Source organism: Brevibacterium jeotgali, from assembly GCF_900169175.1.
GTDB classification, from domain to species: domain Bacteria; phylum Actinomycetota; class Actinomycetes; order Actinomycetales; family Brevibacteriaceae; genus Brevibacterium; species Brevibacterium jeotgali.
The window spans coordinates 1-22783 of sequence record NZ_FXZM01000005.1 but is presented as its reverse complement, the minus strand read 5'-3'; the positions used below and the strand labels follow the sequence as shown (position 1 = coordinate 22783).

Below are 22783 nucleotides of genomic sequence, written 5' to 3'. Positions count from 1 at the left end.
CAGCTACGTCACCGTAGACGCGTTGCCGCCAAGGAGGTCATCACCGATGACGACCAATCCCCAGGGAATCGTTGACACGCTCGCCTTCGACGCCGTCGTCGAAGCGGATGCGGGTCCGGGCCCCAAGGTCACTTTCTATGTCCCCACTGAAGTCCGGAGCACGACCGCGGGCACGTCTGCGGCGATCCTGTCCGCACAGCTCAAGACCGCGGCTTCGTGCCTCCGCGAGCAGGGTCTGAGTGACGAGGAGGCGTCCACGCTGCTCGCGCCCGTGCGCGAGCTGATCTCCGACTCGACGTACTGGCGGCAGCAGAGCCGCGGGCTCGTGGTGTTCGCAGCTGCGGGCTTCCATTCGACGAACCGCATCCCGATCGAGGTCGCCGATTCGGTGACGGTCGGGGAGCATTTCCACGTCCGCCCCGTCGTGCCTGTGGTGGAGAACGCCGGCAGGGCCTATGTGCTCGCCCTGTCGAAGAATTCCGTGCGCCTCTTCGACGCCACCCGCAACAGCATCACACAGCTGCCGCAGGGAGACATCCCGACCGACTACGACGACGTCATCGGGGAGCTGCCGGAGCCGCAGCTGCAGCACCGCTCGATCGGTGCCGGCCAGGCCGCCTTCCACGGCCACGGCGGTGCGGACGAAGCCGACACCATGCTCACGGAGAAGTTCCTGCGCGCGGTGGGCGAAGCGGTGGCGGCGAAGCTGGGGACCGACCGGTCACAGCCGCTCGTGCTCGCCTCTGTCGCGGAGTATCTCTCGATCTTCCGCAGCGTCTGCCCCTACCCGGTGATCCACGACGAGGTGATCGCGGGCAATCCTGAGCACACGTCGCCGGACTCACTGAGGTCCGAGGCGTGGAAGCGACTGGGCGCACGGTCCGAGGCGGTGGAGAAGGAGGAGTCGGAGCGTGCCCTCACGCAGGCCCACAACGGTCGTGGGTCGTTCGACCTGGCGGAGATCGCTGCGGCCGCGCGGGAAGGTCGCGTGGACACCCTCTTCCTGCCGCGCGACGGCAAGCGTCTGAGTTCTCCGGATGCCTCGGAGCTCGCGGACGAGGCCGTGATCGCGACGGTCGCTGCCCGCGGCGCGGTCCGGACGTGGGATGCGTGGGAATGGTCGGCCGACGCCATCGCGACCTTCCGGTACTGAGCATGTGAGGACGGCTGGGCGCGCACGAACGGCTGGGCACGCACGGACGGCTGGCCACGCACGAACGGCTGGGCGCATGCGAAAGGGCCCGGGGCCTCGGCGGTCATCGTGACCGATCGGGATCCCGGGCCCTTTCGCCCGTCCCAGGTGTCTGCGAGGGACGGGCGGAGGATCAGCTGGGGCGGTGCTCCTGTGCAGTGCCCTCTTCGTACACGGCCGTCGCGTAGTCGGAGAAGTCCGTGTCCGGGTCGAACCACTCGTCGAAGTCCTCGACGGTGCCCTCGTCGGTGTAGCCCAGCTCCTCGAAGCGGGTCGACCACTCCTCTTCCGAACTGTTGACCGTTTCCAGGATGTCGTCGCCGATCAGGCCGTTGCCGATGGCCTCTTCGGACAGGCCCACCGAGTACTCCGCGATCTGGTCCTGGAGCTCATCGGTGAACGGAGTGACTTCACCGCCGGCCTCCTTCGCCTGCCGCACCGCGTCCGCGTTGCCGCCGATCACGGCCTCCATGCCGCCCGCGGAGGCCAGTGCGTTGGAGTCGAAGATGATCTGCTGGTACGCCAGCGGGAGATCCTTGAAGCCGGACCCTGCGAGGTAGGCGCCGGGACTGCGGGAGAACGAAGCCTCCGTCGTGTAGCCCAGGTGGGGCGCGACTTCGAAGATGCCGGCCTCCGCAGACGGCACGAGCTGTCCCAGGGTGCAGTCGACCGTGCCGCGCTGCAGGGCTTCGAACGTCTCGGCGTACTCCATCGACGTGGGCGAACCGCCCAGGTGCTGGGTCTGCGCCGCCTGTGCGGTCGATGCGATCCGCACCTGGAGACCGTCCCAGTCGTCCGCGGATTCCACCGCGCTGTTGCAGACTGTGTAGTACCCGCCTGAGGCGGCGAAGGGGGTGAGAGGAGTCAGCCCCATCTCCTCGTAGGTCGTCAGAGCGTTCTCGTTGTTCCATCCGAGCTCGTTGCCCACGGCGTTCGCGACGAGCTCGCCCCTGTAGGGAGAGGGTTCGACCGCCGCCATGACGGTGCCCAGATCGTTGATCGCCGCGAACTGGGCGGGGTCGTAGACCGGCAGTGTGTAGGCCACGTCGAGGCGTCCGTCGCTCAGGGCGTCGTGGACCTCCGCGTAGCCGGCGATCGCCTGGCCCCAGACGATGTCGACGGTGATCTTCCCGCCGGACCGCTCTTCGACGATCTCCTTGAAGACCGTGCCGGCCGGAGCCATGACGGAGTCCGGAGAGGCGGCGGACGGCTGGAAGGTGATCGTCACGGGATCGAGGTCCGCGACAGCCGCATCCACATCCTCCTGGGCCGCGTCGTATGCGAAGCCGTCGCCTCCTTCACCCCCTCCGCCGTCGCCTTCCCCGCTGCCCGCCGTTCCTGCGCAGGCGCCGAGAGTCAGTGCGAGTGCGCTGAACGCGCCAGCCGCGGTCGCAGCCTTCGGCAATCGGTGAGTCAGTCGTGCAGTGGTCATCGGCTCTCCTTTGAGTCGACCGAGCGGCGCTCCTCGTGAGCGCCGCTCGATGGGGTGTGACTGGGGGCGGAACTGTGGGGATCAGGCCGGACGCTGGGGGAGGATCACCTCCTCGAAGATGGCCTGGCCGACGGGGCGGAAGTCAGTGTCCTCGTCGAACCACTCGTCGAAGTCCTCGGTCGTGCCCTCGTCCGAGTAGCCCATCTCCTCGATGCGAGTCGCCCACTTCTCGGCCGATTCCTCGACCCGTGCCTGGAGTTCGTCGCCGGCCACGCCGGATTCGGCGAGCTCTGCGCGCTTGTCCTCGCTGAACTGGGCGATCTGCTGCTGGAACTCCGCGGGGATCTCCTCGACCTCGCCGTCGGCTTCCTTGGCCATGCCGATGGCGACGGAGTTGCCATTGATCGTCGTCATCATCTGGCCGTGGAAGTAATCGGTGTAGGCATCGAAGATGACCTGCTGGTAGCCCAGGGGCAGGTCGTTGACGCCTGAGCCCGCGATGAGGGCGCCGGGGCTGCGGGAGATGCTCGTCTCCGTCATGTACCCGATGTGCGGGGCGACCTCGAAGATGCCGCTCTCAGCAGAGGGGACGAGCTGGCCCAGGGTGCAGTCGACCGTGTTGCGCTGGAGCGCCTCGAAGGTCTCCGTGTACTCCATCGACACGGGTGAGGCGCCGATGCTGGACATGAGCTCGCCCTGCGTCTTCGACGCGATGCGGACCTGGCGGCCCTCGAAGTCGGACTCCTCGACGCCAGGGGTGTTGCACATCGTGTAGTAGCCGCCGGACGCGACGGTGGGAGCGATCGGCGAAATGCCCAGGTCCTCGTACTCGGCGACGATCTCCGGGGTCTGCCACGCGACGTCGGTGGCGACGGCGTTCGTGATCATCTCGCCCACGAACGGCGAGGGATCCAGTCCACCCAGTGCATCGCCCAGCGCATTGACCGCTGGGAACTGCGCCGGGTCGTAGACCGGAAGGGTGTAGGCGAGGTCGATGCGGCCGTCGCCCAGTGCATCGTGGATCTCCGAGTATCCGGCGATCGCCTGGCCCCAGACGGTGTCGACCGTGATCTTGCCTCCGGAGCGCTCCTCGATCGCTTCCGCGAGCACCGTGCCCGACGGCGACTGGACAGACTCCTGAGAGGCGGCAGACGGCTGATAGATGATCTCCACCGGCTCGAGGTCTGCGAGTGCCGCGTCGACATCCTCTTGGCTGGCACCGGCCTCGTAGGCGCCGGCTGCATCGCCGCCGCCCTCGCCGCCACCGCTGCCGGCAGAACCGGCGCATGCGGTGAGGGCGAAGGCGAGTGCACTGGCGCCGGCGACGGCGGGTGCGAGGCGGTGGAGGCGCGAGGTGCGCACTGCGGAGAGGAGCAATGTGGTCTCACTTTCTGCCGGGACGGTCTTCCCGGAGATGTCAGCGAACGGGTGGGGCGGGGGTGCCGACCGGCCCTGTGGCCGGTCGGCACCCCTCTGCTGTACTGCTGCGGTACTGCTGTACTGCTGTACTGCGGGTGTACTACTGGGTGGCTGTACTACTGGGTGGCTGTGCTGCCGGCTGTGCGTTCGAGCAGGTCGGGCAGCCATTCGGTCATCTGCGGTACGGCGATCATGAGGATCAGGAAGAGGACCGCGACGGGCAGGAACCACAGCAGGGCCGTGAAGATGTCCTTCAGCGTGATGGTGTGACCGACGTTCACTTCCGGGTTCTTCGCGATGTTGTGCACGATGAAGGACAGGATGCCCACGGGTGGGGTGATCATGCCCAGCTCGCCCAGCAGGACGACGAACACTCCGAACCACAGCGGGCTGACATCCATGGCTGCCAGGGTCGGCAGCAGGATCGGAATGGTCAGAAGCATCATGGACAGGGTGTCGAAGAACATGCCCATGAAGACGTAGAGGACCACGAGGACGAGGAGGAAGCCGACCCGATTGAGGCCGAGCCCCGTGATGAACTCCGTGATGACCGGTGCCAGGCCGGTGATCGCCAGCAGCTTGGTGAGCATCTCCGCGCCGATGATGATGAAGAAGATCGCGGCGGTGGAGGAGACGGTGGACACTGCGGCGCGCGAGACGTTGCCGATGGGGTTGTCCTTGCGGGTGTACCACAGGGTCAGCAGCATCGCGGTCAGAGCGGCGGCGGCGCCGGCCTCGGTGGGGGTGAAGGCACCGGAGAACATGCCGCCGAAGAGGACGAACATGATCAGGGGGAAGCCCCAGATCTCACCGAGGGACTGGAAGCGCTGGCCCCAGGTGACCTTCTCCTTCTCCACGGTGGCGTACTTGCCTCGGCCGACGAGCTTGGGGGCGAAGATGCCCAGGCAGAGGATGAAGAGTCCGAAGGTCGCAGCGATGAGGATGCCGGGTACGGCGCCGGCCATGAGCTGGGGGCCGACGGGCACGGAGGCGATGCCGGCGTAGACGACGAGCAGGATCGACGGGGGGATGAGCCCGCCGGGCAGCCCGGAGACGATGACGGCACCGACGGCGACGCGCTTGTCGAAGCCGGCTTTGAGCATCTCCGGAATGCCGGCGCGTCCCAGCGTGTAGGTCATGCCGATGGTCGAGCCGGACACGGACGCCAGGCCGGCGCCGGCGGCGGTCGTGCCGATGCCGATGCCGCCCGGCAGCCAGGAGAACCAGCGGTCGGTGGCGCGGTAGATGCGCGCGGCCATTCCGGACTGGGCCAGCAGCATGCCCATGAAGATGAACATGGGCAGCACGGAGTAGGTCCAGGAAGAGACCGCGTTGAAGGGTGAGGTGGCCAGGATGTTCGTCATGGCCGGGACTCCTGCGAGTCCGTAGACGCCGATCAGGCTGGGGATCGCCAGTGAGAATGCGACGGGCACGGACATGAACATCAGCAGGATCATCATCGCCACGCACCAGAGGCCGGCGACGGGGCCGGAGGAGCTGGTGAAGAATCCACCCAGGCAGACGGCCAGGAGGACGAAGCAGACGATCAGGGCGGTCTTGCCGGGCTTGCGACGGTTGCCGGTGCGCAGGAGCGTGCCGGCAGCCAAGGAGGAGGGCTGCTGGGCGTCCGCTGCTGCGGTGCTGCCGCCGGTGGTGAGTTTCGAAGCTGTCATCGGGGGTCCTTCGCCAAGAATGTGGTGGGGCTCGCGGAGACGACGTCTCAGCGAGCGGTCTCGTCGAGCGATTCGGCCTCTGCCTGTGGTTCGGCCTCTGCCTTCTCGTCAGTGCGGACGTCGTTGTCCGCGTCCCCGGTGCGGGCGACGACCCAGATGTCGACGATGTAGAGCGCGGCCAGCACGAGGAAGACGAGGGGCACGAGGAAATAGACCGGCCAGGTCACGATGTCGGTGACACCGGCGGTGGCACCCATGGACATCTTGTCCAGGGCCTCCTGGAAGCCGAAGATCGTGAAGCCCACGCTCACGAGTGCGCCCATGAGGCAGGCGAAGACCAGGAAGACGTTCTGGACCTTCCGGCCCAGGGTCTCCACCAGCAGGACGACGGTGATGTGCTCCTTCTGCAGGTGGGCTGCGGGGATGCCCAGCAGCGCGACGATCGGCAGGTACCAGAACGACACGATCTCGTTGGTGCCGTAGAGGGGGGAGTTGAGGAAGAAGCGCATGAGCGCGTGCGCGACGACGTGCAGCATCATCGCTACGACGGCGATCGCGGTGAGCACGGACAGCACTTTGTCCATGCCTGCGTTCACTCGAGTCATTGAAGTCACCTTCGCCTTCATTGGAGGGCAGACGGATACCCGCTGCCCGTGGCTCTTGGGTCGGGGTCGGACCGAACACGGCTGCTGTGCCTGGTGCCGATCCGCAGATCGCCGACCTCGCGGTTGAACTTATCGATTGATCACCCAGAGCGCAAGGGGGGAGGCCCGGATAATCGAGGTCTTACTCAACTTGTGATCCTAGTCGCTTTTGCGGGGTGGTGATCGGACGCGCTGAAGGGGCGGGCCCAGGGCCCGCCCCTTCGTGTTCCCAGCGGCGTGGGGATCAGTGGTTCAGCGGCAGTCGATCAGCAGTCGGCGGACCAGCCGCACGCGCAGTGCCCGGCCAGCGCAGTGTGTCGGGAGACGAGGCTCCCGAGGCATCACCGGTCCTGTCGGTAGCGAGAGCGGATGTCCTTGCCGATGATGTGCTTCATGACTTCGGACGTGCCGCCGTAGATCGACTGGATCCGACTGTCTCGGAACGCTCGGGCGATGGGGTATTCGAGGATGTAGCCGTAACCGCCGTGCAGCTGGAGTCCTCGCGTGACGACGTCGATCTGGAGGTCGGCGCCCAGCATCTTCGCCTTCGAAGCGTCGATCGCCGTCAGCGTGCCCGCGTTGAGTGCGAGGGCGCAGCGGTCGACGTACGCCTCGAGCATGTCGATGCGCGCTTCGAGCTCCGCCAGTTCGAACTGGGTCGCCTGCAGATCGCCGATCGTCGCGCCGTACGCCTGTCGGGAGAAGACGTAGTCGGCCGTCCAGTGGAAGGCGGCGCGGGCGCCCGCGAGACCGCCGGACGCGATGCCCATCCGCTCGTACGGCAGATTCGTCATGAGGTGGATGAACCCGTTGTTGAGCTCGCCCAGCAGCTGCGTTCCGGGCACTCGGACGCTCTCGAACGACAGCTCGGAGGTGTCCTGAGCCGCGAGGCCGACCTTGTCGAGCTTGCGACCCTTCGTGAAGCCGGGCGTCCCGTCGTCGATGATGAAGAGGGAGGTCCCGCGCGACCCGCGGGCATCGGGATCGGTCTTCGCGACGACGATGACGAAGTCGCAGGTCTGCCCGTTCGTGATGAACGTCTTCGCTCCGTCGATGACCCAGTCGTCGCCGTCCTTGACGGCCTTGGTCCGGATGTTCTGGAGATCGGACCCGGCCTCCGGCTCCGTCATCGCGATCGCGCCGATGAGGTCACCGGCGGCAAGCCCCGGGAGGTACTTCTCCTGGAGGTGCTCGCTCCCGAATCCGGTGAGGTAGCCGGGGACGATGCCGTCGGACACGCCCCATCCGCTGATGGACGACTGGATGCCGCGGTGCGCGGATTCCTCTCCGCGGACCATCTCGAAGCGGTAGTCGGTGACGCCCCCGCCGCCGTACTGCTCCGGCAGGGAGAATCCGATGACCCCGGCCTCGGCCGCGGCCTTCCACATCGACCGATCGACGACGCCCTGCTCCTCCCAGCGATCCTGGTGGGGCACGACCTCCTTGTCATAGAAGGCGGCGACGGTGCGTCGGAAGTCCTCGTGGTCCTCTTCGTAGAGGTTCCTCGTGACCATCAGAGCAGCTCGAGGATCGTCGCGTTGGCCTGACCGCCGCCCTCGCACATGGTCTGCAGGCCGTACGTGATGCCGTTGTTCTGCATGTGGTGGACCATCGTGGTCATGAGGCGCGAGCCGGAGCCGCCCAGCGGGTGCCCCATCGCGATGGCGCCGCCGTTCGGATTCACCTTCGCGAAGTCCGCGCCCAGCTCCCGCTGCCAGGCCAGCGGCACGGTGGCGAACGCCTCGTTGACCTCGAAGACGCCGATGTCATCGACGCTGAGGCCGGACTTCTTCAGAGCCTTCTGCGTCGCCGGGATGGGCGCCGTGAGCATGATGACCGGGTCGGTGCCGGCCAGCACCGCGGTGTGGACGCGTGCGATCGGCTTGAGGCCCAGTTCCTTCGCGCGGTCGCTGCTCATCATGAGGAGCGCGGAAGAGCCGTCGGAGATCTGCGAGGAGTTGCCCGCGGTGACGATGCCGTCCTCCTTGAACACGGTCTTCAGCTTGCCGAGCCCTTCGGGGGTGCCGCCGCGACGGATGCCCTCATCCGCGGAGACGAGTCCGTCCTCCGTCTGGACCGGAGTGATCTGTGATTCGAAGGCGCCGGAGTCGGTGGCCGCGGCCGCGCGGGCATGCGATTCCAGCGCCAGATCGTCCACCTGCGAGCGGGAGAGGCCCCACTTCTCTGCGATCATCTCTGCGCCGACGCCCTGGTTGGGCTTCACGCCGTAGCGCTCCATGAAGCGGTCGCCGTAGGGGTTCTTGCCCATGGAGGACGAGCCCATGGGATTGCGCGACATGGATTCGACGCCGCCCGCGATGACGATGTCGTACTGGCCGGAGACGATGCCTGCGGCGGCGAAGTGGACCGCCTGCTGCGAGGAGCCGCACTGGCGGTCGACGGTGACGCCGGTGACCGTCTCGGGGAAGCCTGCGGACAGGGCGGCGGTGCGCGCGATGTCGCCCGTCTGCTCGCCGGCCTGGGTGACGCAGCCCCAGATGACGTCCTCGACGAGCGCGGGGTCGACGCCGGCCGTCTGCACGAGGTCTTCGAGGACGTGGGCGGACAGGTCTGCGGGGTGGACGCCGGACAGCACTCCCTCGCGCTTTCCGGTGGGTGTGCGTCGCGCGGCGACGATGACTGCGTCGGTCATGGCTTCTCCTCGGTGAGTCTGTCTCGAGAGTCTGTGGCGAATCGACTGGGGCGAACTGGCTGGTCGAACTCGACGAATCCAACTGAACGAATGTTCGGTGCCGGTGTGCCCAGCTTCACATATCCGCCTAAACCAGTCAATATGGACTGGTAATCGTTTTCGATCGGGCACAGGGCTCGGAGAAGGAGCATCATCATGCAGATCAAGGATCAGGTCGCCTTCGTCACGGGAGGCGCGTCCGGGCTGGGGCTCGCGACAGTGCAGGCGATCGTCGAGCGGGGCGGCAAAGCAGTCGCCTTCGACCTCAAGGGGTCTGACGAGATCGCGGCGCTGGGCGATGACGTCATCTTCGTCGAGGGCGACGTGACGAACGAGGCGCAGGTCCAGGCGGCCATCGAGCGCACGAGCGAGTTGGGTGACCTCCGCATCGTCGTGAACTGCGCCGGGATCGGCGGCTCGCACCGCGTCTCCGGACGGAACGGTGTCTTCCCTCTGGACCACTTCACGAAGGTCGTCACCGTCAACCTCATCGGCACCTTCAACGTGACCCGACTGGCGGCAGCGCACATGCAGGCGATCGACCCGGTGGGCGAGGAGCGCGGCGTCGTCATCAACACCGCATCCGCGGCGGCATTCGACGGCCAGGTGGGCCAGGCCGCGTACTCTGCGTCGAAGGGCGGCATCGTGGGCATGACACTGCCGATCGCCCGTGACCTCGCGTCGTCGCAGATCCGTGTCATGACCGTGGCGCCGGGCATCTTCCACACACCGCTCATGCTCGGAGCGTCAGAGGAGACGCTCAAGTCGCTGGGCGACCAGGTGCCGCACCCCTCCCGTCTGGGCGTGCCGGAGGAGTTCGGCCTCATGGCCGCGCAGATCGTCGAGAACTCCATGCTCAACGGAGAGACCATTCGTCTGGACGGCGCCATCCGCATGGCTCCGCGCTGATCGGCACACTGATCGACGTGCATGACGGAACCGCTGCCGAGGCCCCGGCCGACTGGGGCCTCGGCGGTGAGCGCGCCCTCGGCAGTGGTCAGGAGCGCGGCCGGATCGCGAAGGACGCGATCCTCACCGCGGCGATGGACTGCCTGCTGGAGGACGGGTACGCGGCGACCACGACGCTGCGCGTCCAGCAGCGGGCGGGGGTGTCGCGGGGCAAGCTGCTGCATCACTTCCCGTCGAAGAGGGTCCTCATCGCCTCGGCGGTGAAGCGGCTCATGGACGACCGGATGGACGCGGCGCAGCAGTCCGACTTCTCGGACGCCCCGGCGGCCGATGACGTGGCCGCACGGGTGGAGTGGGCCGTGGAGCGGATGTGGGAGACGTTCTTCGCGGACAACTTCTGGGCCGCGATGGAGACGTGGATCGCGGCGCGGACGGACCCCGAGCTCGCGGGCGACATCGTCGACCACGAACGGAGAGTGCTGCGACGGGTGCGCGCATCGTCGGCGAGGTCGTTCGGCGAGGTCGTCGCCGCGGATCCCGACTTCCGCCGCTCGCTCGACCTCGTGTTCACGAGCATGCGCGGGATGGCGCTCACCTACACGTTCTCCGGCCGGGACCCCCGAACCGAGCCGATGCTCGCGACCTGGGTGAGGGCGTTCCTCACGTGAGGGGCACGATTCCCGACTTCTCCGGGCTCCGCATGCCGCTGATCGTGGCACCGATGCTGCGGGTCTCCGACCTGCGGCTCACGTCTGCTGCCCTGCGCGCGGGCGTCGTCGGGGCGTTCCCCACGCTCAATGCGCGGTCGGAGGACACGCTGCGAGAGTGGTTGGACGAGCTCGGCAGAGTGCAGGAGACCACGGCCGGCCTCATGTGCCCCAATCTCGTGATGGCCGATGCGGACTCCGCGCGGCATGCGCGTCTCATCGCCGAATCCTCCGCACGCATGGTGATCACATCGGTGGGTTCGCCCGCGCCGGTCGCGCCGCTGTTCGCCGAGGCCGGGATCGCCGTGTTCGCCGACGTCGCGACAGTGGCGCACGCCCGCAAGGCGGTCGCCGCCGGGGCCTCCGGGCTGGTGCTGCTGACCGCCGGTGCGGGAGGACAGACCGGGTGGCTCAACCCGTTCGCCTTCATCACCGCGGTGAGGGAGTTCTTCGACGGCCCCGTGGTGCTCGCCGGCGGCATGACCGATGGGCGGAGCATCGCGGCGGCGTGCGTGGCCGGATATGACCTCGCCTACTCCGGCACGCGTTTCATCGCGAGCAGCGAGAGCCCTGCCTCTGCGACCTACAAGCAGGAGATCATCGACTCGGACCCGGACGGGGTCATGCTCACGAGCGCCTTCACGGGGCTGCAGACGAATATGCTGACGCAGTCGATCCACGCGGCGGGCGTGGATCTCGAATCGCTCGACGAGGGCGTCACACGGGAATCCGCGGCGGAGCTCTTCGGCAATCGGGCCCGGGGGATCGGCCCCACGCGCTGGGCGGACATCCACTCCGCCGGGCATTCGGTGGCGGGAGTGCGCGACGTGCTGTCCGTCGCGCAGATCGTCGACGATTTCGCCGACGGTTACGACAGAGCCTTCTCGGACAGCGGGACTCGCTAGACAGCGCAGGACTCGCTAGACAGCGACAGTGCGGGAGCAGTGCCCGAGGCCTCTCGCGCACGTCTCATCAGGACCATCGCAGGAACGCTCGACCATCGCAGGCCGAGACGGAACACAACGGAGGATCAATGGAGATCGCAGCTCACCTCACCGGCCCCACGATCGGCGCGCAGATCCGGCGCGTCCTCGAGCGCTACCCGAACCGGGTGGCCTTCGTGGACGAGCGCGGGGAGAAGACGTACGCGGAGGTCCTCGACCTCATAGGCCGCTACCAGGCGGTTCTCTCAGAGGCGGGACTGCGCCGCGGGGAGGGGGTCGCCGCGCTCGGTGCCAATCGGTACGAGGTGTGGGCGCTGGGTGCTGCGGTGCAGTCACTGGGCCTCTACGCCACGTGGCTGCACCCGATGGGCGGTGTCTCGGACCAGATCTTCCAGATCGAGGATGCTCGGGTATCGGCGCTGGTCGTCGATGAGCTGCATCATTCCGAGCGGGGTCGCGAGCTCGTGGAGTTCGTCGCCGGCGCCGGGCTCACCGCGTGGTCGTTCGGCCCCGCGCAGTTCGCCGGGGACCTGGAGTTCGCCGGGGACCTGGAAACCGCCGCCGCGCGTGTGGGGCCGCAGCCGTTCCGCGACGAGGGCGGGCCCGACGACCGCGCCATCATCAATTACACGGGCGGCACGACGGGCCGGCCCAAGGGGGTGACGCGGCGCCAGATCAGCATGGGTCCGTCCACCGCGGACATCCTTGCGGACTTCGAGATCCCGGCCTCGCCCCGCTATCTCCTGATCCCTCCGATGAGCCACGTGGCGGGCACCAATGTCACACCGACGCTGGCACGGGGCGGCACGGTGCACCTGATGAACGGCTTCGATCCGGCGGCGGTCCTGGAGGTGATCGAGCGCGAGCGGATCAACTTCACCCTGTTCGTCCCCACCATGATCTATGCCCTGCTCGACCACCCCGACCTGGATGAGCGGGACACGTCCAGCCTCGAGTACGTGCTCTACGGGGCGTCGCCCATGTCGGAGTCCCGGCTGCGGGAGGGGCTGGAGCGGATCGGGCCGGTGTTCGCGCAGCTCTACGGCCAGACCGAGTGCTACCCGATCTCCATCCTGTCGCGCGAGGACCACCAGAACCCGGAGCGACTGCTCTCCTGCGGCAAGCCGGTGCAGTCGGTCGATGTGCGGGTCCTGGACCCGCTGGGCGAAGAGGTCCCGCTGGGCGAGTCCGGTGAGCTGTGCATCCGCGGGCGCGGAGCGATGGACGGCTACTGGCAGCGCGACGATCTGACCGCGGAGACCATCGTCGACGGGTGGCTGCATACCGGCGACATCGCGCGGATCGACGAGGAGGGCTATATCTACATCGTCGACCGCAAGAAGGACATGATCATCTCCGGCGGCTTCAACGTCTACCCCCGCGAGGTGGAGGACGCGCTGGCCACCCATCCGGCGGTCGCGCAGATGGCGGTGTTCGGCGTGCCCGATGAGAAGTGGGGCGAACAGGTCACTGCGGTCGTCGTGCTGCGGGCCGGCCAGTCGGCGGAGCCGGAGCAGCTCATGAGCCACGTCAAAGAGCTCAAGGGCGCCGTGCAGGCGCCCAAGCAGGTGCTCTTCGTCGACCAGCTGCCGCAGACCGCTGTCGGCAAGATCAACAAGCGCGCCCTGAGCGACATGGTGGTCGACCGAGGATGAGCCCGAGGGCGAGGCCGGTCGGTGTCCTGCGCCGCGGTGCCCTGCGCCGCAGGGCGCAGGGCGCCCTCCTAGCGCGGGCTGATCCACAGGCCGTGGGCCCGCGCGCTGGGTGCGCCGTCGACCAGGACCTCTCCCGACATGAACCTCTTGCGGCCCTCGACCCGGTCGATCCGTCCGACCACCTGCACCGGGCGGTCGAGCGGGGTCGCCGCGTCGTACGTGATGGTGAGTTCGCGGGTGTAGGCGCCGGGCAGGCCGGTCGAGTGAGCGGCATTGCCCAGGACCTGGTCGAGCATGAGGGCGACTATCCCGCCGTGCACACGGGCCGGAGGGCCCTGGTACTGCAGGGGGAGAGCCACATCGCTCACCGACTCGTCGCCTTCGCGACGGATGGCCATCGGCGGTGCCAGCGGGTTGACGGCAGAGGTGATCGGCGTGATGTCCCGGCGGAATCCGCTGCGCGGGTGCGGGTCGTCGACCGTGACCGCGGCGGGGGCCTCGGAGGCGTCGAGCAGGCGGGTCGCGAGAGCGCGGACAGTCTCCGCCAGCTCTGCGTCGTCGTTCTCGCTCACGAGTGCGTGCGCGAGAGATCGGGTCAGCCGCGCCGTGTGCTCCGCGTACGGTGAGCGCGCTGCGGGCTCGGCGTGTCCAGCAGCGGCGTGATCCTGCTCAGTGGGCGAGTCCTGCCCAGTGGGCGAGTCCTGGGCGACGGGGGAGGGCTGTCCCATGGTGGTCCTCTCGTGTCCGGGACGGAGCGCGGACATGTCTTGTCTGTGGTTCAGGATCCCGCTAGGGTCCTGAGCAAACGTTCACTCAAATTGAGTGTAGCGTCAGAAACAACCGTTATCGGCACATCGACCATCACAGGGAAGTGATCACGGTGTATCCAGGAATCCACGCAGCCGCCCACCCGGACAAGCCCGCGCTCATCATGGCGGACACGGAGGACGTCCTCACCTACGCGCAGCTCGAGGAGCGGTCGCTCAGGCTGGCGAACCACTTCAGGTCGATCGGGCTGGAGCCCGGAGATCACGTGGCGATCGTCGCGGAGAACCGCTTCGAGATCGTCGAAGCCCTGTGGGCGGCGCTCAGGTCCGGCACGCTCATCACCGCGGTGAACCGCCATCTCACCCCGGACGAGGCCTCGTACATCGTCCACGACTGCCAGGCGAAGGTGGTCCTGCTCTCCGGTGGTCTGGAGAAGGCGGACGAGCTCGCGGGGCTGTGCGCGGACGTCGAGACCCGCATCTCGATCGGCGGGCCTCTCAAGGGCTTCGACCCGTATGAGGACACGCTCGCCGCTGCGAGCGATGTGAAGCCGGCCTACGAGCCGCGCGGCGACGACATGCTCTACTCGTCAGGGACGACCGGCAGGCCGAAGGGGATCCTGCCGGAGATCAAGGACCAGGCGGTCGACGACCCGAACGTTCCGCTCGTGCAGCTGTTCACCCAGGTCTACGGCTTCGACACCGACAGCGTCTACCTGTCGCCCGCTCCGCTCTATCACGCGGCACCGCTGCGCTACGTCATGACGACTCACGCCCGCGGCGGCACCGCTGTGATCATGCCCCGCTTCGATCCGGAGCAGGCGCTCGCCGTCATCCAGCGCTACCGCGTCACGCACTCGCAGTGGGTGCCGACGATGTTCATCCGCATGCTCAAGCTCCCGCAGGAGGTGCGCGACTCCTATGACGTCACGTCCATGCAGTATGCGATCCACGCCGCAGCACCCTGCCCTGCCGAGGTGAAGAGGCAGATGATCGAGTGGTGGGGCCCGGTCATCTATGAGTACTACGCGTCGACCGAGGCCGCAGGCCTCACGCTCATCAGCTCCGAGGAAGCGCTGCGCAAGCCGGGCTCCGTGGGCCGCGACGGGTACATGGGCACGGTCCACGTCTGCGGACCGGGCGGGGAAGAGCTGCCGGCCGGAGAGACCGGCCTCGTCTACTTCGAGGTCGCGGAGGGACGGACTCCGTTCCAGTACTTCGGCGACGACGCGAAGACGGCCGAATCCCGCCATCCGCAGCACGACACGTGGGTGACGACGGGGGACATGGGGTGGATCGACGAGGAGCGCTATCTCTTCCTCGCGGATCGCACGAGCTTCCTCATCATCACCGGCGGAGTGAATATCTACCCGCAGGAGATCGAGAACGCGCTCGCGCTCCATCCCGACGTGCGGGACGTCGCGGTCGTGGGCGAACCGGATGAGGAGCTGGGCGAGATCGCCGTGGCGTACCTGGAGCCCGAGGACCACGTCGACCCGTCGCGGGACCTCGACAATGAGGTGCGGGCCTGGCTGGACGGCCGACTGTCGAACTTCAAGATCCCGCGGCGGTTCCACACCATCGCATCACTGCCGCGCACCCCCACGGGCAAGCTCGTGAAGAGGCGCCTCGACCCGACGCTCGCGCGCAGCTGACGCATCCTGACCAGCTCTCCGTCTCCCCACCGAACCAGCTCCCACCGAGCCAGCTCCCATCGAACCGTCTCCCCATCGAACCAGCTCCCACGAGAGGAACACACATGACCGAAACCGCTGAGAAGGCCGTCCTCGTCTCCACTGACGAACGCGGCGTCATGACCATCCAGCTCAACCGTCCGCACCGCCTCAACGCGGTGGTGCTCGAGAGCGTCGCGACTGTGAGGAAGGCGCTCGAGGACGCGCAGGCAGACGACGCCGTCCGCGCGATCGTGCTCACAGGAGACGATCGCTCGTTCAGCTCCGGCGCGGACCTGCAGGCGAAGGCCGAGGCCAAGGCGGAGGGCGAGTCGTCCGGCAGCCTGCTGGACGACGTCAACGAGATCATCATGCTGCTGAAGGACTCGTCCGTGCCGACCGTCGCCGCCGTGTCCGGCGCCGCCGCCGGTGTGGGCTGCTCGCTCGCACTCGCGACCGACTACGTCGTGATGAGCCCGACGTCGTTCTTCATGCTCGCCTTCACGAAGATCGGCCTGATGCCGGACGGCGGCGCCTCTGCCCTCGTGGCAGCGTCCGCTGGCCGCCACCGCGCGATGCGGATGGCCCTGACCGCCGAACGCGTCTACGGCGAGAAGGCACTGGAGTGGGGGCTCGCGAGCGAGCTCGTCGAGGACTCCTCCCCGCTCGAGCGAGCGCAGGAAGTGGCGGCGACCTTCGCGGCCGGAGCTCCGCGGTCGATGGCTGCCACCCGCCAGGCGATCAATGAGATCGCGCTGCCGACCCTGCGCTCCGATCTCAATCGTGAGGTCGTGGGTCAGTCGCACCTGCTCGGGACCGAGGACGCGCAGGAGGGCGCCAACGCGTTCCGCGAGAAGCGAGCGCCCCAGTACACGGGCCGCTGACCAGACATCTCCACCGCACAATCCAGCCAACGCGCTTCCCGAAAGGAATCCATGAAAGCCGTACAGGTCACCACGCTCGATGGTCCCGACTCCCTCTCCGTCGCAGAGATCGAGGCACCCGCACCCGGAGCGGAACAGGTCCTCATCGACGTCGCCTATGCAGGCGTCACGTTCCCGGAGCTGCTCCAGACCAAGGGGCTCTACCAGGTCAAGCACGAGATTCCCTTCACTCTCGGCTCCGAAGCCGCCGGTGTCGTGTCCGCAGTCGGCGCAGGAGTGGAGAACCTCGCGGTGGGTGACCGTGTCGCCACGATCGCGGGCAAGGGCGGTTACGCCGAGGTGATGACCGCGCCCGCGAACGCGACGGTGAAGCTGCCTGACTCGGTGTCGCTGTCGGCTGCGGCCGGAATGCCGATGAACCTTCTGACCGCGGACTTCGCGCTGCGGGTCCGGGGCCGTCTGGAAGCCGGGCAGACCGTGCTCGTGCATGGTGCTGCGGGTGGCCTGGGCACTGCACTCGTGCAGGTCGCGGTCGCGATGGGTGCGACCGTGATCGGTGTCGTGTCCACCGAGGAGAAGGCGGAGACAGTCCGCTCCCTGGGCGCGGCTCATGCGGTCCTGAGCGATGGCTTCAAGGATGCGGTCAAGGAGATCGTGCCCGGTGGCGTCGACCTCGTCGCAGATCCCGTCGGCAACCCGAAGGACGGCGATCGCTTCACCGATTCGCTGCGCTGCTCGGCGACGTTCGGCACCGTGCTCGTGCTGGGCTTCACCGCGGGCGAGATCCCCCAGGTCAAGGTCAACCGACTCCTCCTCAACAACGTGAGCGTGGCCGGCGTGGGCTGGGGCGCCGCGTTCGCGAAGGATGCGGGCCTCATCGCCAGGCAGTGGGAGGCGATGTGGGACCACCTCGTCGCGGGCAGGCTGGATCCCGTCATCCACGGGACCTACACGCTCGAGCAGGCGAGTGCCGCGATCAAGGAGCTCGAGACCCGCAGCGTGCGCGGCAAGGTGCTCCTCCAGGTGAGGGAAGAGGCCTGACGATGACAGACGCACAGCAGAATGCGGCAGGCGCGGCAGGCGTCGGTCTCGACCTCACCGGCAAGGTGGTCGTCGTGACCGGAGGCAATCGGGGCATCGGCCTCGGCATGGCGCGCGGGCTGGTGCAGGCCGGGGCCTCGGTCGCGGTGTGGGGGCGGAACGAAGAGGTGAACGCGGCGGCGGTCGCGCAGCTGCGGGGACTGGGCGGGGACGCCGAGGCGTTCGCCTGCGACGTGGCCGACGAGGCCGACGTCACCCGGTCGATGGCCAGCACCCTCGAGCGGTTCGGTCGGCTCGACACCCTCATCGCCAATGCCGGTGTATCCGGCGCGTACGGGCGTCTGCACGAACTGTCGATCGACGACTGGCGGCGCGTGTCCTCGGTGAACATCGAGGGCGTCATCCTCAGCTGCCAGGCCGCCGTGCGCACGCTCATGGAGCAGGGGGAGGGCGGCTCGCTCGTCCTCGTGTCCTCGCTGGCGGGCATCGAGGCGCCCACGCGGAACACCCTGTACGGGGCGACGAAGGCTGGAGTCCTGTCGGTCATGCGGGGGCTCGCGACGGAGTACGCGCGGGAGGGGATCCGCACGAACGCGATCCTGCCCGGGTGGATCGAGACGGAGATGACGCAGGGTTCGGTAGCCAACCAGAAGTTCACCGACAAGGTGATCTCGCGGGTGCCCTTCCGCACCTGGGGCACGCCGGAGGACTTCGCGGCGGCCGCCGTGTTCCTCACGGGTTCGGGTTCGTCGTTCGTCAACGGCCAGCAACTGGTGGTCGACGGCGGCTACACCGTATTCTGAGTCACATCCGCGCGGATGTACGCGTGCGGCCCCCGTCTCCCCACCGATGTCACATCGTGCGGTGCGAGACGGGGGCCGTGTCCGTCCCGTGCGGCAGCCAGCAGATCCGATCACTGCACCCGGAGGTGCCGATGCTTCGCGGAATCCCGTCCACCATGGGCGACGACTACCAGCTCAATGTTCTCTCACTCCTGCGCCACGCGGCGGTGAACTTCCCGAACACGGAGGTCGTGTACCGCCGGTCGGACGGCGACTGGGGGCGGAGCACCTACGCCGAGGAGATGCGTCGCGTGTCGCGCATCGCGCACGCGCTCACGAAGCTGGGGATCGGTCCGGAGAGCACGGTGGGCGTGCTCGACTGGAACTCGCGGCGGCACTTCGAGCTGTACTTCGCAGTCCCGGCGCTGGGGGCGACGATGGTGCAGCTGAACCTGCGCCTGGGCGAGGCGGACCTGGCGTACGTCGTCAACCACTCGCAGACCCAGTACGTCGTCGTCGACGAATCGCTGCTGCCGATCGCGGAGAAGCTCGCGGCCGGTTCGTACGTGAAGCAGTGGATCGTCGCCTCGGACACTCCGTCTTCGCAGGTCGAGACGTCGCTTGAGAACGTCGTGTTCCTCGAGGACCTGATGGGCGAGGCGCCAGAGGAGTTCGACTTCGAACAGGTCGAGGAGTCGACGGCCGCGTACGCCGGTTACACGACGGGCACCACGGGCAAGCCGAAGGGCGTGTACTACTCGAACCGCGCCTCCTACCTGCACACGATGGCGATCACGGCGGGGCTGAAGGTCGGGTACACCGACGTCATCATGCCGATCACCCCGATGTTCCACGTGCTGTCGTGGGGCTTCCCGCAGATGGCCGCGGGTGCCGGAGCGAAGGTCGTGCTGCCCGGCCAGTTCTCTGCTGCGGAGATGGGCGCGATCGCGAAGGCATTCGTGGACGAAGAGGTGACGGTCGCCAACGGCGCGCCGGCGATCTTCGCCGGGCTGCTGGAGTACATCCGCGCCCAGGATGAGACTCCGGACCTGTCCCGCGCGCGTCTGATCAGCGGATCGACGGAGCCGCCGGTGTCGCTCATGAAGGGCTTCCGCGAGCTCACGGGCGCAGAGGTAATCCACGCCTACGGCGCGTCGGAGACCACCCCCGTGGTGTCGGTGAACTGGCAGATCAAGCCGGAGCTGGGCGAGCTGGACGAAGACGCGAAGTGGGACCTCAAGCGCTCGCAGGGCCTGCCCGTGGCCGGTGTCGAGGTCAAGGTCGTCGACCCGACCGGGGAGGAGCTTCCGCGCGACGGGAAGTCGATGGGCGAGCTCCTGATCCGGGGTCCCTGGATCGCGACGGCCTACCACAAGCTGGATGACAACGCGGAGCGCTTCGACGACGGCTGGTGGAAGTCCGGCGACGTCGCGGTCATCAACGAGGCGGGCTACGTGAAGCTCACGGACCGCCTCAAGGACGTCATCAAGTCCGGCGGTGAGTGGATCTCGTCCATCGACATGGAGAACGCGATCATGGACGACGCGCGAGTGCTCGAGGCCGCGGTCATCGCCGTGCCGGATGAGAAGTGGGACGAGCGTCCCGTCGCCTACGTCGTCCTGCGCGACGGTGAGACGGTGTCGGCGGACGAGGTCCGCGAGGGCCTGCTGGAGAAGTTCGCCAAGTGGCAGCTGCCCGACGTGATCGAGTTCGTCACCGAGCTTCCCCGCACGTCGGTCGGCAAGCTCGACAAGAAGGTGCTCCGCACACAGCATCTGGGTGAGGACGCCTGATGAGCGGCAGTGAGGACGTCCCGGTGTCCGTCCCAGTGCCGTCCCGGCCCGCGCTCCTCGAGGCTCCTGAGCAGGTGACCGCGTCGGTGCGCGTGGAGGGCTTCCCCTCTGCGCATCTGCCGGTCCTGTTCGACGGGGTCTTCACCCGTCTGTTCCCCGCACTGGGGCAGGCAGGAGTGCAGCCCGTGGGCGCCGCGTTCTCCCTGTACGCGCGGGTGCCCGCGGACACCGTCGACATCGAGGTGGGCATCCCGGTGGACCGGGTGCTCGACGGGGCGGTGGACCTCGGCGAGATCGCTGTGCCGGAGGGTGCCGGCGGAGATCATGGGGCCGAACGGGTCTCGTTCCCGCTCGTCGCGCGGGCGTCGGCGCTGCCTGGCGGCCGGATCGCGACGGCAGCGCACCTGGGCGGCTACGACGGCCTGGGCGAGGCGTGGCAGACGTTCATGGGTGCGCTCGAGTCGCAGGGCCAGCGCGCAGCGATGCCGTTCTGGGAGGTCTACACGACGGAGCCGACCCCGGACATGGACCCCGCGACGCTGCGCACCGATCTGTTCACAGCACTGGGAGTCTGAGGACCCGTCCGGCGGGGCGGAGGGCATGAGGCCCGATCGGCACTCAGGGGTGGGTGAGGAGGTAGGCGCCGCTGCGGCGGAAGCCGGTGACTTTCCACCCGTCGGCGAACAGGTCGAGAAACGCGCGGCGGACGACCTCGCGCCAGCGGGAGGCGAGCTCCGGGTCCGTGCCGCGCAGCGTCTCGATGTCGCTGGGCATCTCGATGGAGACCAGTGTCGCTTCGCGCGGCACGTCGAACTCCAGCGGACTGCCGTCGGCGTCGATCCGCACGGCTGCGACGGCGTCGTCGGAGGCCTCGCCCTGTTGAGCGGCATCGGGCCGGGTGCTGTCGGAGTGGTCCGGCCTGGCGGTGGTGAGGTCCCACTCCACGAAGGCGCGGTCGGAGGCGTGGCCGGCGTTGACGCCGTCGCGCATCTGCCCGTAGAAGTCCGGGTGATACGCGGTGGGAAGGGCACCCAGTCGCGTGATGTTGAAGTAGGCGTTGCGGGCGATGAGCGGGTCGTACGTCCAGGTCATGTGTGTGATGCCGCGCTCCAGGCACCACAGGCGCTGGTGCAGCTTCATCGCAGCCCCGATGCCGCGGCCGACCGCTTCGTGCCTCACACCTGCGACGTGCGAGTGCATCGACTTCCCGACGGGTGCGGCGAAGAATCCCACGGTCACTCCGAGCAAGTTCCCGCTGTCCCGGTCGTGCGCTGCCGCTGTGTAGTTCTTGGCGTGCGCCAGCGCGATGAAGAGGCTGGGCTCCAGCACCGTGGTGCCGGAGCCCGTCACACTCCAGATCTCATCGAGCAGCAGCGAGGCCTCTGCCGCGGCTTCTGCGGATTCGACGATCCGCACGTCGATGCCCGCGCTGTCGAGCGACTCTCGGAGCTCTTCCTCTGCGGCCGCGAGGTGCTCCTGACTGATCGGGTGCGTGACGTGCGTCTCCATGGGCACATTGTGCCACTGACTTCCGCGAACGCGACCGCATCCGGGAGAAGATCCTCCGCTGGAGGAAGCGTGGGAGCGGCAGCCGGGGAGAGGCAGCCTGAGAGCGACCGTTACTGATGCGAGCGCTACTGATGCGACTGGGGCTGATGTGGTCGTGACTGACGTGGCTGGGTCTGATGTGGCTGGGTCTGATGTGGCTGGGACCGCTCAGCCGGCCGGGACTTCGGCGCCGGTGGGGACCTTCTCAGACCGCGGCGCGGAAGAAGTACGTGGTGCGCTTGGCGATGCGGTCCTGACCATCGAACTCCATGAAGTCCGCGAAGCCCTCGTGGGCCTCTGCTCCGTTGTTGAGGACACCATCGAACGTGCCGCGGATCGCGGCGCGCCGGTCGTCGGCGATGATCTCCGTGACGGTGTGCGCGCCGGACACGATGACGCGGGCGCCGCGGTAGAACTCGCCGATCTGCGGGCCGGTGAGCGTGTCATAGCCGGGGCGATCGTAGGTGGCATCGGGTGCGAAGAGCGCCACCGTCGCGTCTGCATCGCCGGCGTCGACGACGGTGTAGTAGTGGCGTGCCAGATCCTCAGTGCGTGACATGGGTCCTCCGTTGCCGATCGCTCGGCTTCTGATCGGTTGTCAGTCGAATTCCTGCAGGTGTACTCGTGCGGGTCGGGTCGTCGACGAGCAGTTCCCGTGCTGTGCGGGCCGGCTCGGCCGTCGTCGGGTCGGTTCGGTCAGGCCCGGGGCGCCGGTGGTCGAAGCCGCCGCGTGACCGAGTCTTCTCACGTCGATAGACGCGGGCGTCCATATTCGGGGACTGCCTTTTGCCACGTGGGTGTGACCCGCCTAACGTGGGAACCACACTAGTCGGCTGGTTGGCCGATTGTGTTCGTACCCCACGAAGAGGAGCAGTCAATGTCGATCTATCAGGTCCTCAATCCGGCGACCGGCGAAGTCGTGGAAACGTATCCGACTGCCACTGACGAGCAGATCGTCGAGGCGCAGGATCGGAGTGCGGCGGCGTTCACCGGTTGGTCGGAGACCACGGTGGCGGAGCGTGCCGCGA

At 67.8% G+C, this 22783-nt stretch carries 21 protein-coding genes; 12 read left to right on the top strand and 9 right to left on the bottom strand.

Features of this window, described 5'->3' with window-relative positions; all coding sequences use genetic code 11:
- Positions 1-46: 46 nt before the first annotated feature.
- Positions 47-1153 carry a baeRF3 domain-containing protein gene (locus BJEO58_RS06085; protein ID WP_101588599.1) on the top strand — a complete coding sequence of 369 codons (1107 nt, stop codon included), beginning with the start codon at positions 47-49 and terminating at the stop codon, positions 1151-1153.
- Positions 1154-1325: 172 nt separating this feature from the next.
- On the opposite strand, the gene BJEO58_RS06080 is transcribed toward BJEO58_RS06085, so the two are convergent.
- The 6 genes from BJEO58_RS06080 to BJEO58_RS06055 all read right to left on the bottom strand — a co-directional run bounded on the left by BJEO58_RS06080 (position 1326) and on the right by BJEO58_RS06055 (position 9013).
- Positions 1326-2624, bottom strand: coding sequence for a type 2 periplasmic-binding domain-containing protein (locus BJEO58_RS06080; protein WP_101588598.1), 1299 nt, complete (start codon positions 2622-2624; stop codon positions 1326-1328).
- A gap of 81 nt (positions 2625-2705) precedes the next feature.
- A complete protein-coding gene (locus BJEO58_RS06075; protein WP_101588597.1) occupies positions 2706-4001 on the bottom strand; it encodes a type 2 periplasmic-binding domain-containing protein in 1296 nt (431 codons plus the stop codon).
- Positions 4002-4159: 158 nt separating this feature from the next.
- Positions 4160-5716 carry a TRAP transporter large permease gene (locus BJEO58_RS06070; protein WP_101588596.1) on the bottom strand — a complete coding sequence of 519 codons (1557 nt, stop codon included), beginning with the start codon at positions 5714-5716 and terminating at the stop codon, positions 4160-4162.
- 47 nt (positions 5717-5763) lie between these two features.
- Positions 5764-6321, bottom strand: a complete 558-nt coding sequence (locus BJEO58_RS06065; RefSeq protein WP_246076139.1) for a TRAP transporter small permease — start codon at positions 6319-6321, stop codon at positions 5764-5766.
- A gap of 380 nt (positions 6322-6701) precedes the next feature.
- The gene (locus BJEO58_RS06060) at positions 6702-7874 is read right to left on the bottom strand and encodes an acyl-CoA dehydrogenase family protein (RefSeq protein ID WP_101588594.1); all 1173 of its coding nucleotides are present in this window, start codon (positions 7872-7874) and stop codon (positions 6702-6704) included.
- Positions 7874-9013: a thiolase family protein gene (locus BJEO58_RS06055; protein ID WP_101588593.1), complete on the bottom strand. Its 1140-nt coding sequence runs from the start codon at positions 9011-9013 to the stop codon at positions 7874-7876. Before BJEO58_RS06055 ends, BJEO58_RS06060 begins: the two co-directional genes overlap by 1 nt.
- A 195-nt stretch (positions 9014-9208) precedes the next feature.
- Here BJEO58_RS06055 and BJEO58_RS06050 point away from each other — a divergent pair, with 195 nt between their 5' ends.
- The 4 genes from BJEO58_RS06050 (at position 9209) to BJEO58_RS06035 (ending at position 13267) form a co-directional block, all read left to right on the top strand.
- Positions 9209-9961 (top strand): SDR family NAD(P)-dependent oxidoreductase, encoded by a 753-nt coding sequence (locus tag BJEO58_RS06050; RefSeq protein ID WP_101588592.1) that lies wholly within the window; start codon positions 9209-9211, stop codon positions 9959-9961.
- Between the two features lie 17 nt (positions 9962-9978).
- Positions 9979-10629, top strand: coding sequence for a TetR/AcrR family transcriptional regulator (locus BJEO58_RS06045; protein WP_219617081.1), 651 nt, complete (start codon positions 9979-9981; stop codon positions 10627-10629).
- A complete protein-coding gene (locus tag BJEO58_RS06040) occupies positions 10626-11573 on the top strand; it encodes an NAD(P)H-dependent flavin oxidoreductase (protein ID WP_219617080.1) in 948 nt (315 codons plus the stop codon). The genes BJEO58_RS06045 and BJEO58_RS06040 overlap by 4 nt, the downstream gene beginning before the upstream one ends.
- Positions 11574-11701: 128 nt before the next feature.
- Entirely contained in the window at positions 11702-13267 is a 1566-nt protein-coding gene (locus BJEO58_RS06035) for an AMP-binding protein (protein WP_101588591.1), read from the top strand.
- Between the two features lie 68 nt (positions 13268-13335).
- Here the strand turns inward: BJEO58_RS06035 and BJEO58_RS15070 are convergent, their stop codons facing one another.
- Positions 13336-13995 (bottom strand): PaaI family thioesterase, encoded by a 660-nt coding sequence (locus BJEO58_RS15070; RefSeq protein ID WP_219617079.1) that lies wholly within the window; start codon positions 13993-13995, stop codon positions 13336-13338.
- Between the two features lie 152 nt (positions 13996-14147).
- On the opposite strand from BJEO58_RS15070, the gene BJEO58_RS06025 reads away from it, so the two are divergent.
- From BJEO58_RS06025 to BJEO58_RS06000, 6 genes are all read left to right on the top strand, one after another.
- Complete coding sequence (locus tag BJEO58_RS06025) at positions 14148-15689, top strand: acyl-CoA synthetase (protein ID WP_101588788.1); 1542 nt, start codon at positions 14148-14150, stop codon at positions 15687-15689.
- Between the two features lie 104 nt (positions 15690-15793).
- A complete protein-coding gene (locus tag BJEO58_RS06020; protein WP_101588590.1) occupies positions 15794-16591 on the top strand; it encodes an enoyl-CoA hydratase-related protein in 798 nt (265 codons plus the stop codon).
- A 51-nt stretch (positions 16592-16642) separates the two neighbouring features.
- Entirely contained in the window at positions 16643-17632 is a 990-nt protein-coding gene (locus BJEO58_RS06015) for an NADPH:quinone oxidoreductase family protein (RefSeq protein ID WP_101588589.1), read from the top strand.
- Positions 17633-17634: 2 nt separating this feature from the next.
- Positions 17635-18435 (top strand): SDR family NAD(P)-dependent oxidoreductase, encoded by an 801-nt coding sequence (locus tag BJEO58_RS06010; protein ID WP_101588588.1) that lies wholly within the window; start codon positions 17635-17637, stop codon positions 18433-18435.
- Between the two features lie 131 nt (positions 18436-18566).
- Positions 18567-20207 carry a long-chain-fatty-acid--CoA ligase gene (locus BJEO58_RS06005; RefSeq protein ID WP_180951850.1) on the top strand — a complete coding sequence of 547 codons (1641 nt, stop codon included), beginning with the start codon at positions 18567-18569 and terminating at the stop codon, positions 20205-20207.
- Positions 20207-20782: a GyrI-like domain-containing protein gene (locus BJEO58_RS06000; protein WP_101588587.1), complete on the top strand. Its 576-nt coding sequence runs from the start codon at positions 20207-20209 to the stop codon at positions 20780-20782. Before BJEO58_RS06005 ends, BJEO58_RS06000 begins: the two co-directional genes overlap by 1 nt.
- Positions 20783-20825: 43 nt before the next feature.
- Here BJEO58_RS06000 and BJEO58_RS05995 read toward each other — a convergent pair whose 3' ends face one another.
- Together BJEO58_RS05995 and BJEO58_RS05990 are read right to left on the bottom strand one after the other, a co-directional pair.
- On the bottom strand, positions 20826-21716 hold the full coding sequence (locus tag BJEO58_RS05995) for a hypothetical protein (protein WP_101588586.1): 891 nt from the start codon (positions 21714-21716) through the stop codon (positions 20826-20828).
- 244 nt (positions 21717-21960) lie between these two features.
- Positions 21961-22314: a nuclear transport factor 2 family protein gene (locus tag BJEO58_RS05990; RefSeq protein WP_101588585.1), complete on the bottom strand. Its 354-nt coding sequence runs from the start codon at positions 22312-22314 to the stop codon at positions 21961-21963.
- A gap of 318 nt (positions 22315-22632) precedes the next feature.
- On the opposite strand from BJEO58_RS05990, the gene BJEO58_RS05985 reads away from it, so the two are divergent.
- Positions 22633-22783, top strand: a 151-nt coding sequence (locus BJEO58_RS05985) for an aldehyde dehydrogenase family protein (RefSeq protein WP_145997553.1), incomplete at its 3' end; no start/stop codon positions are given.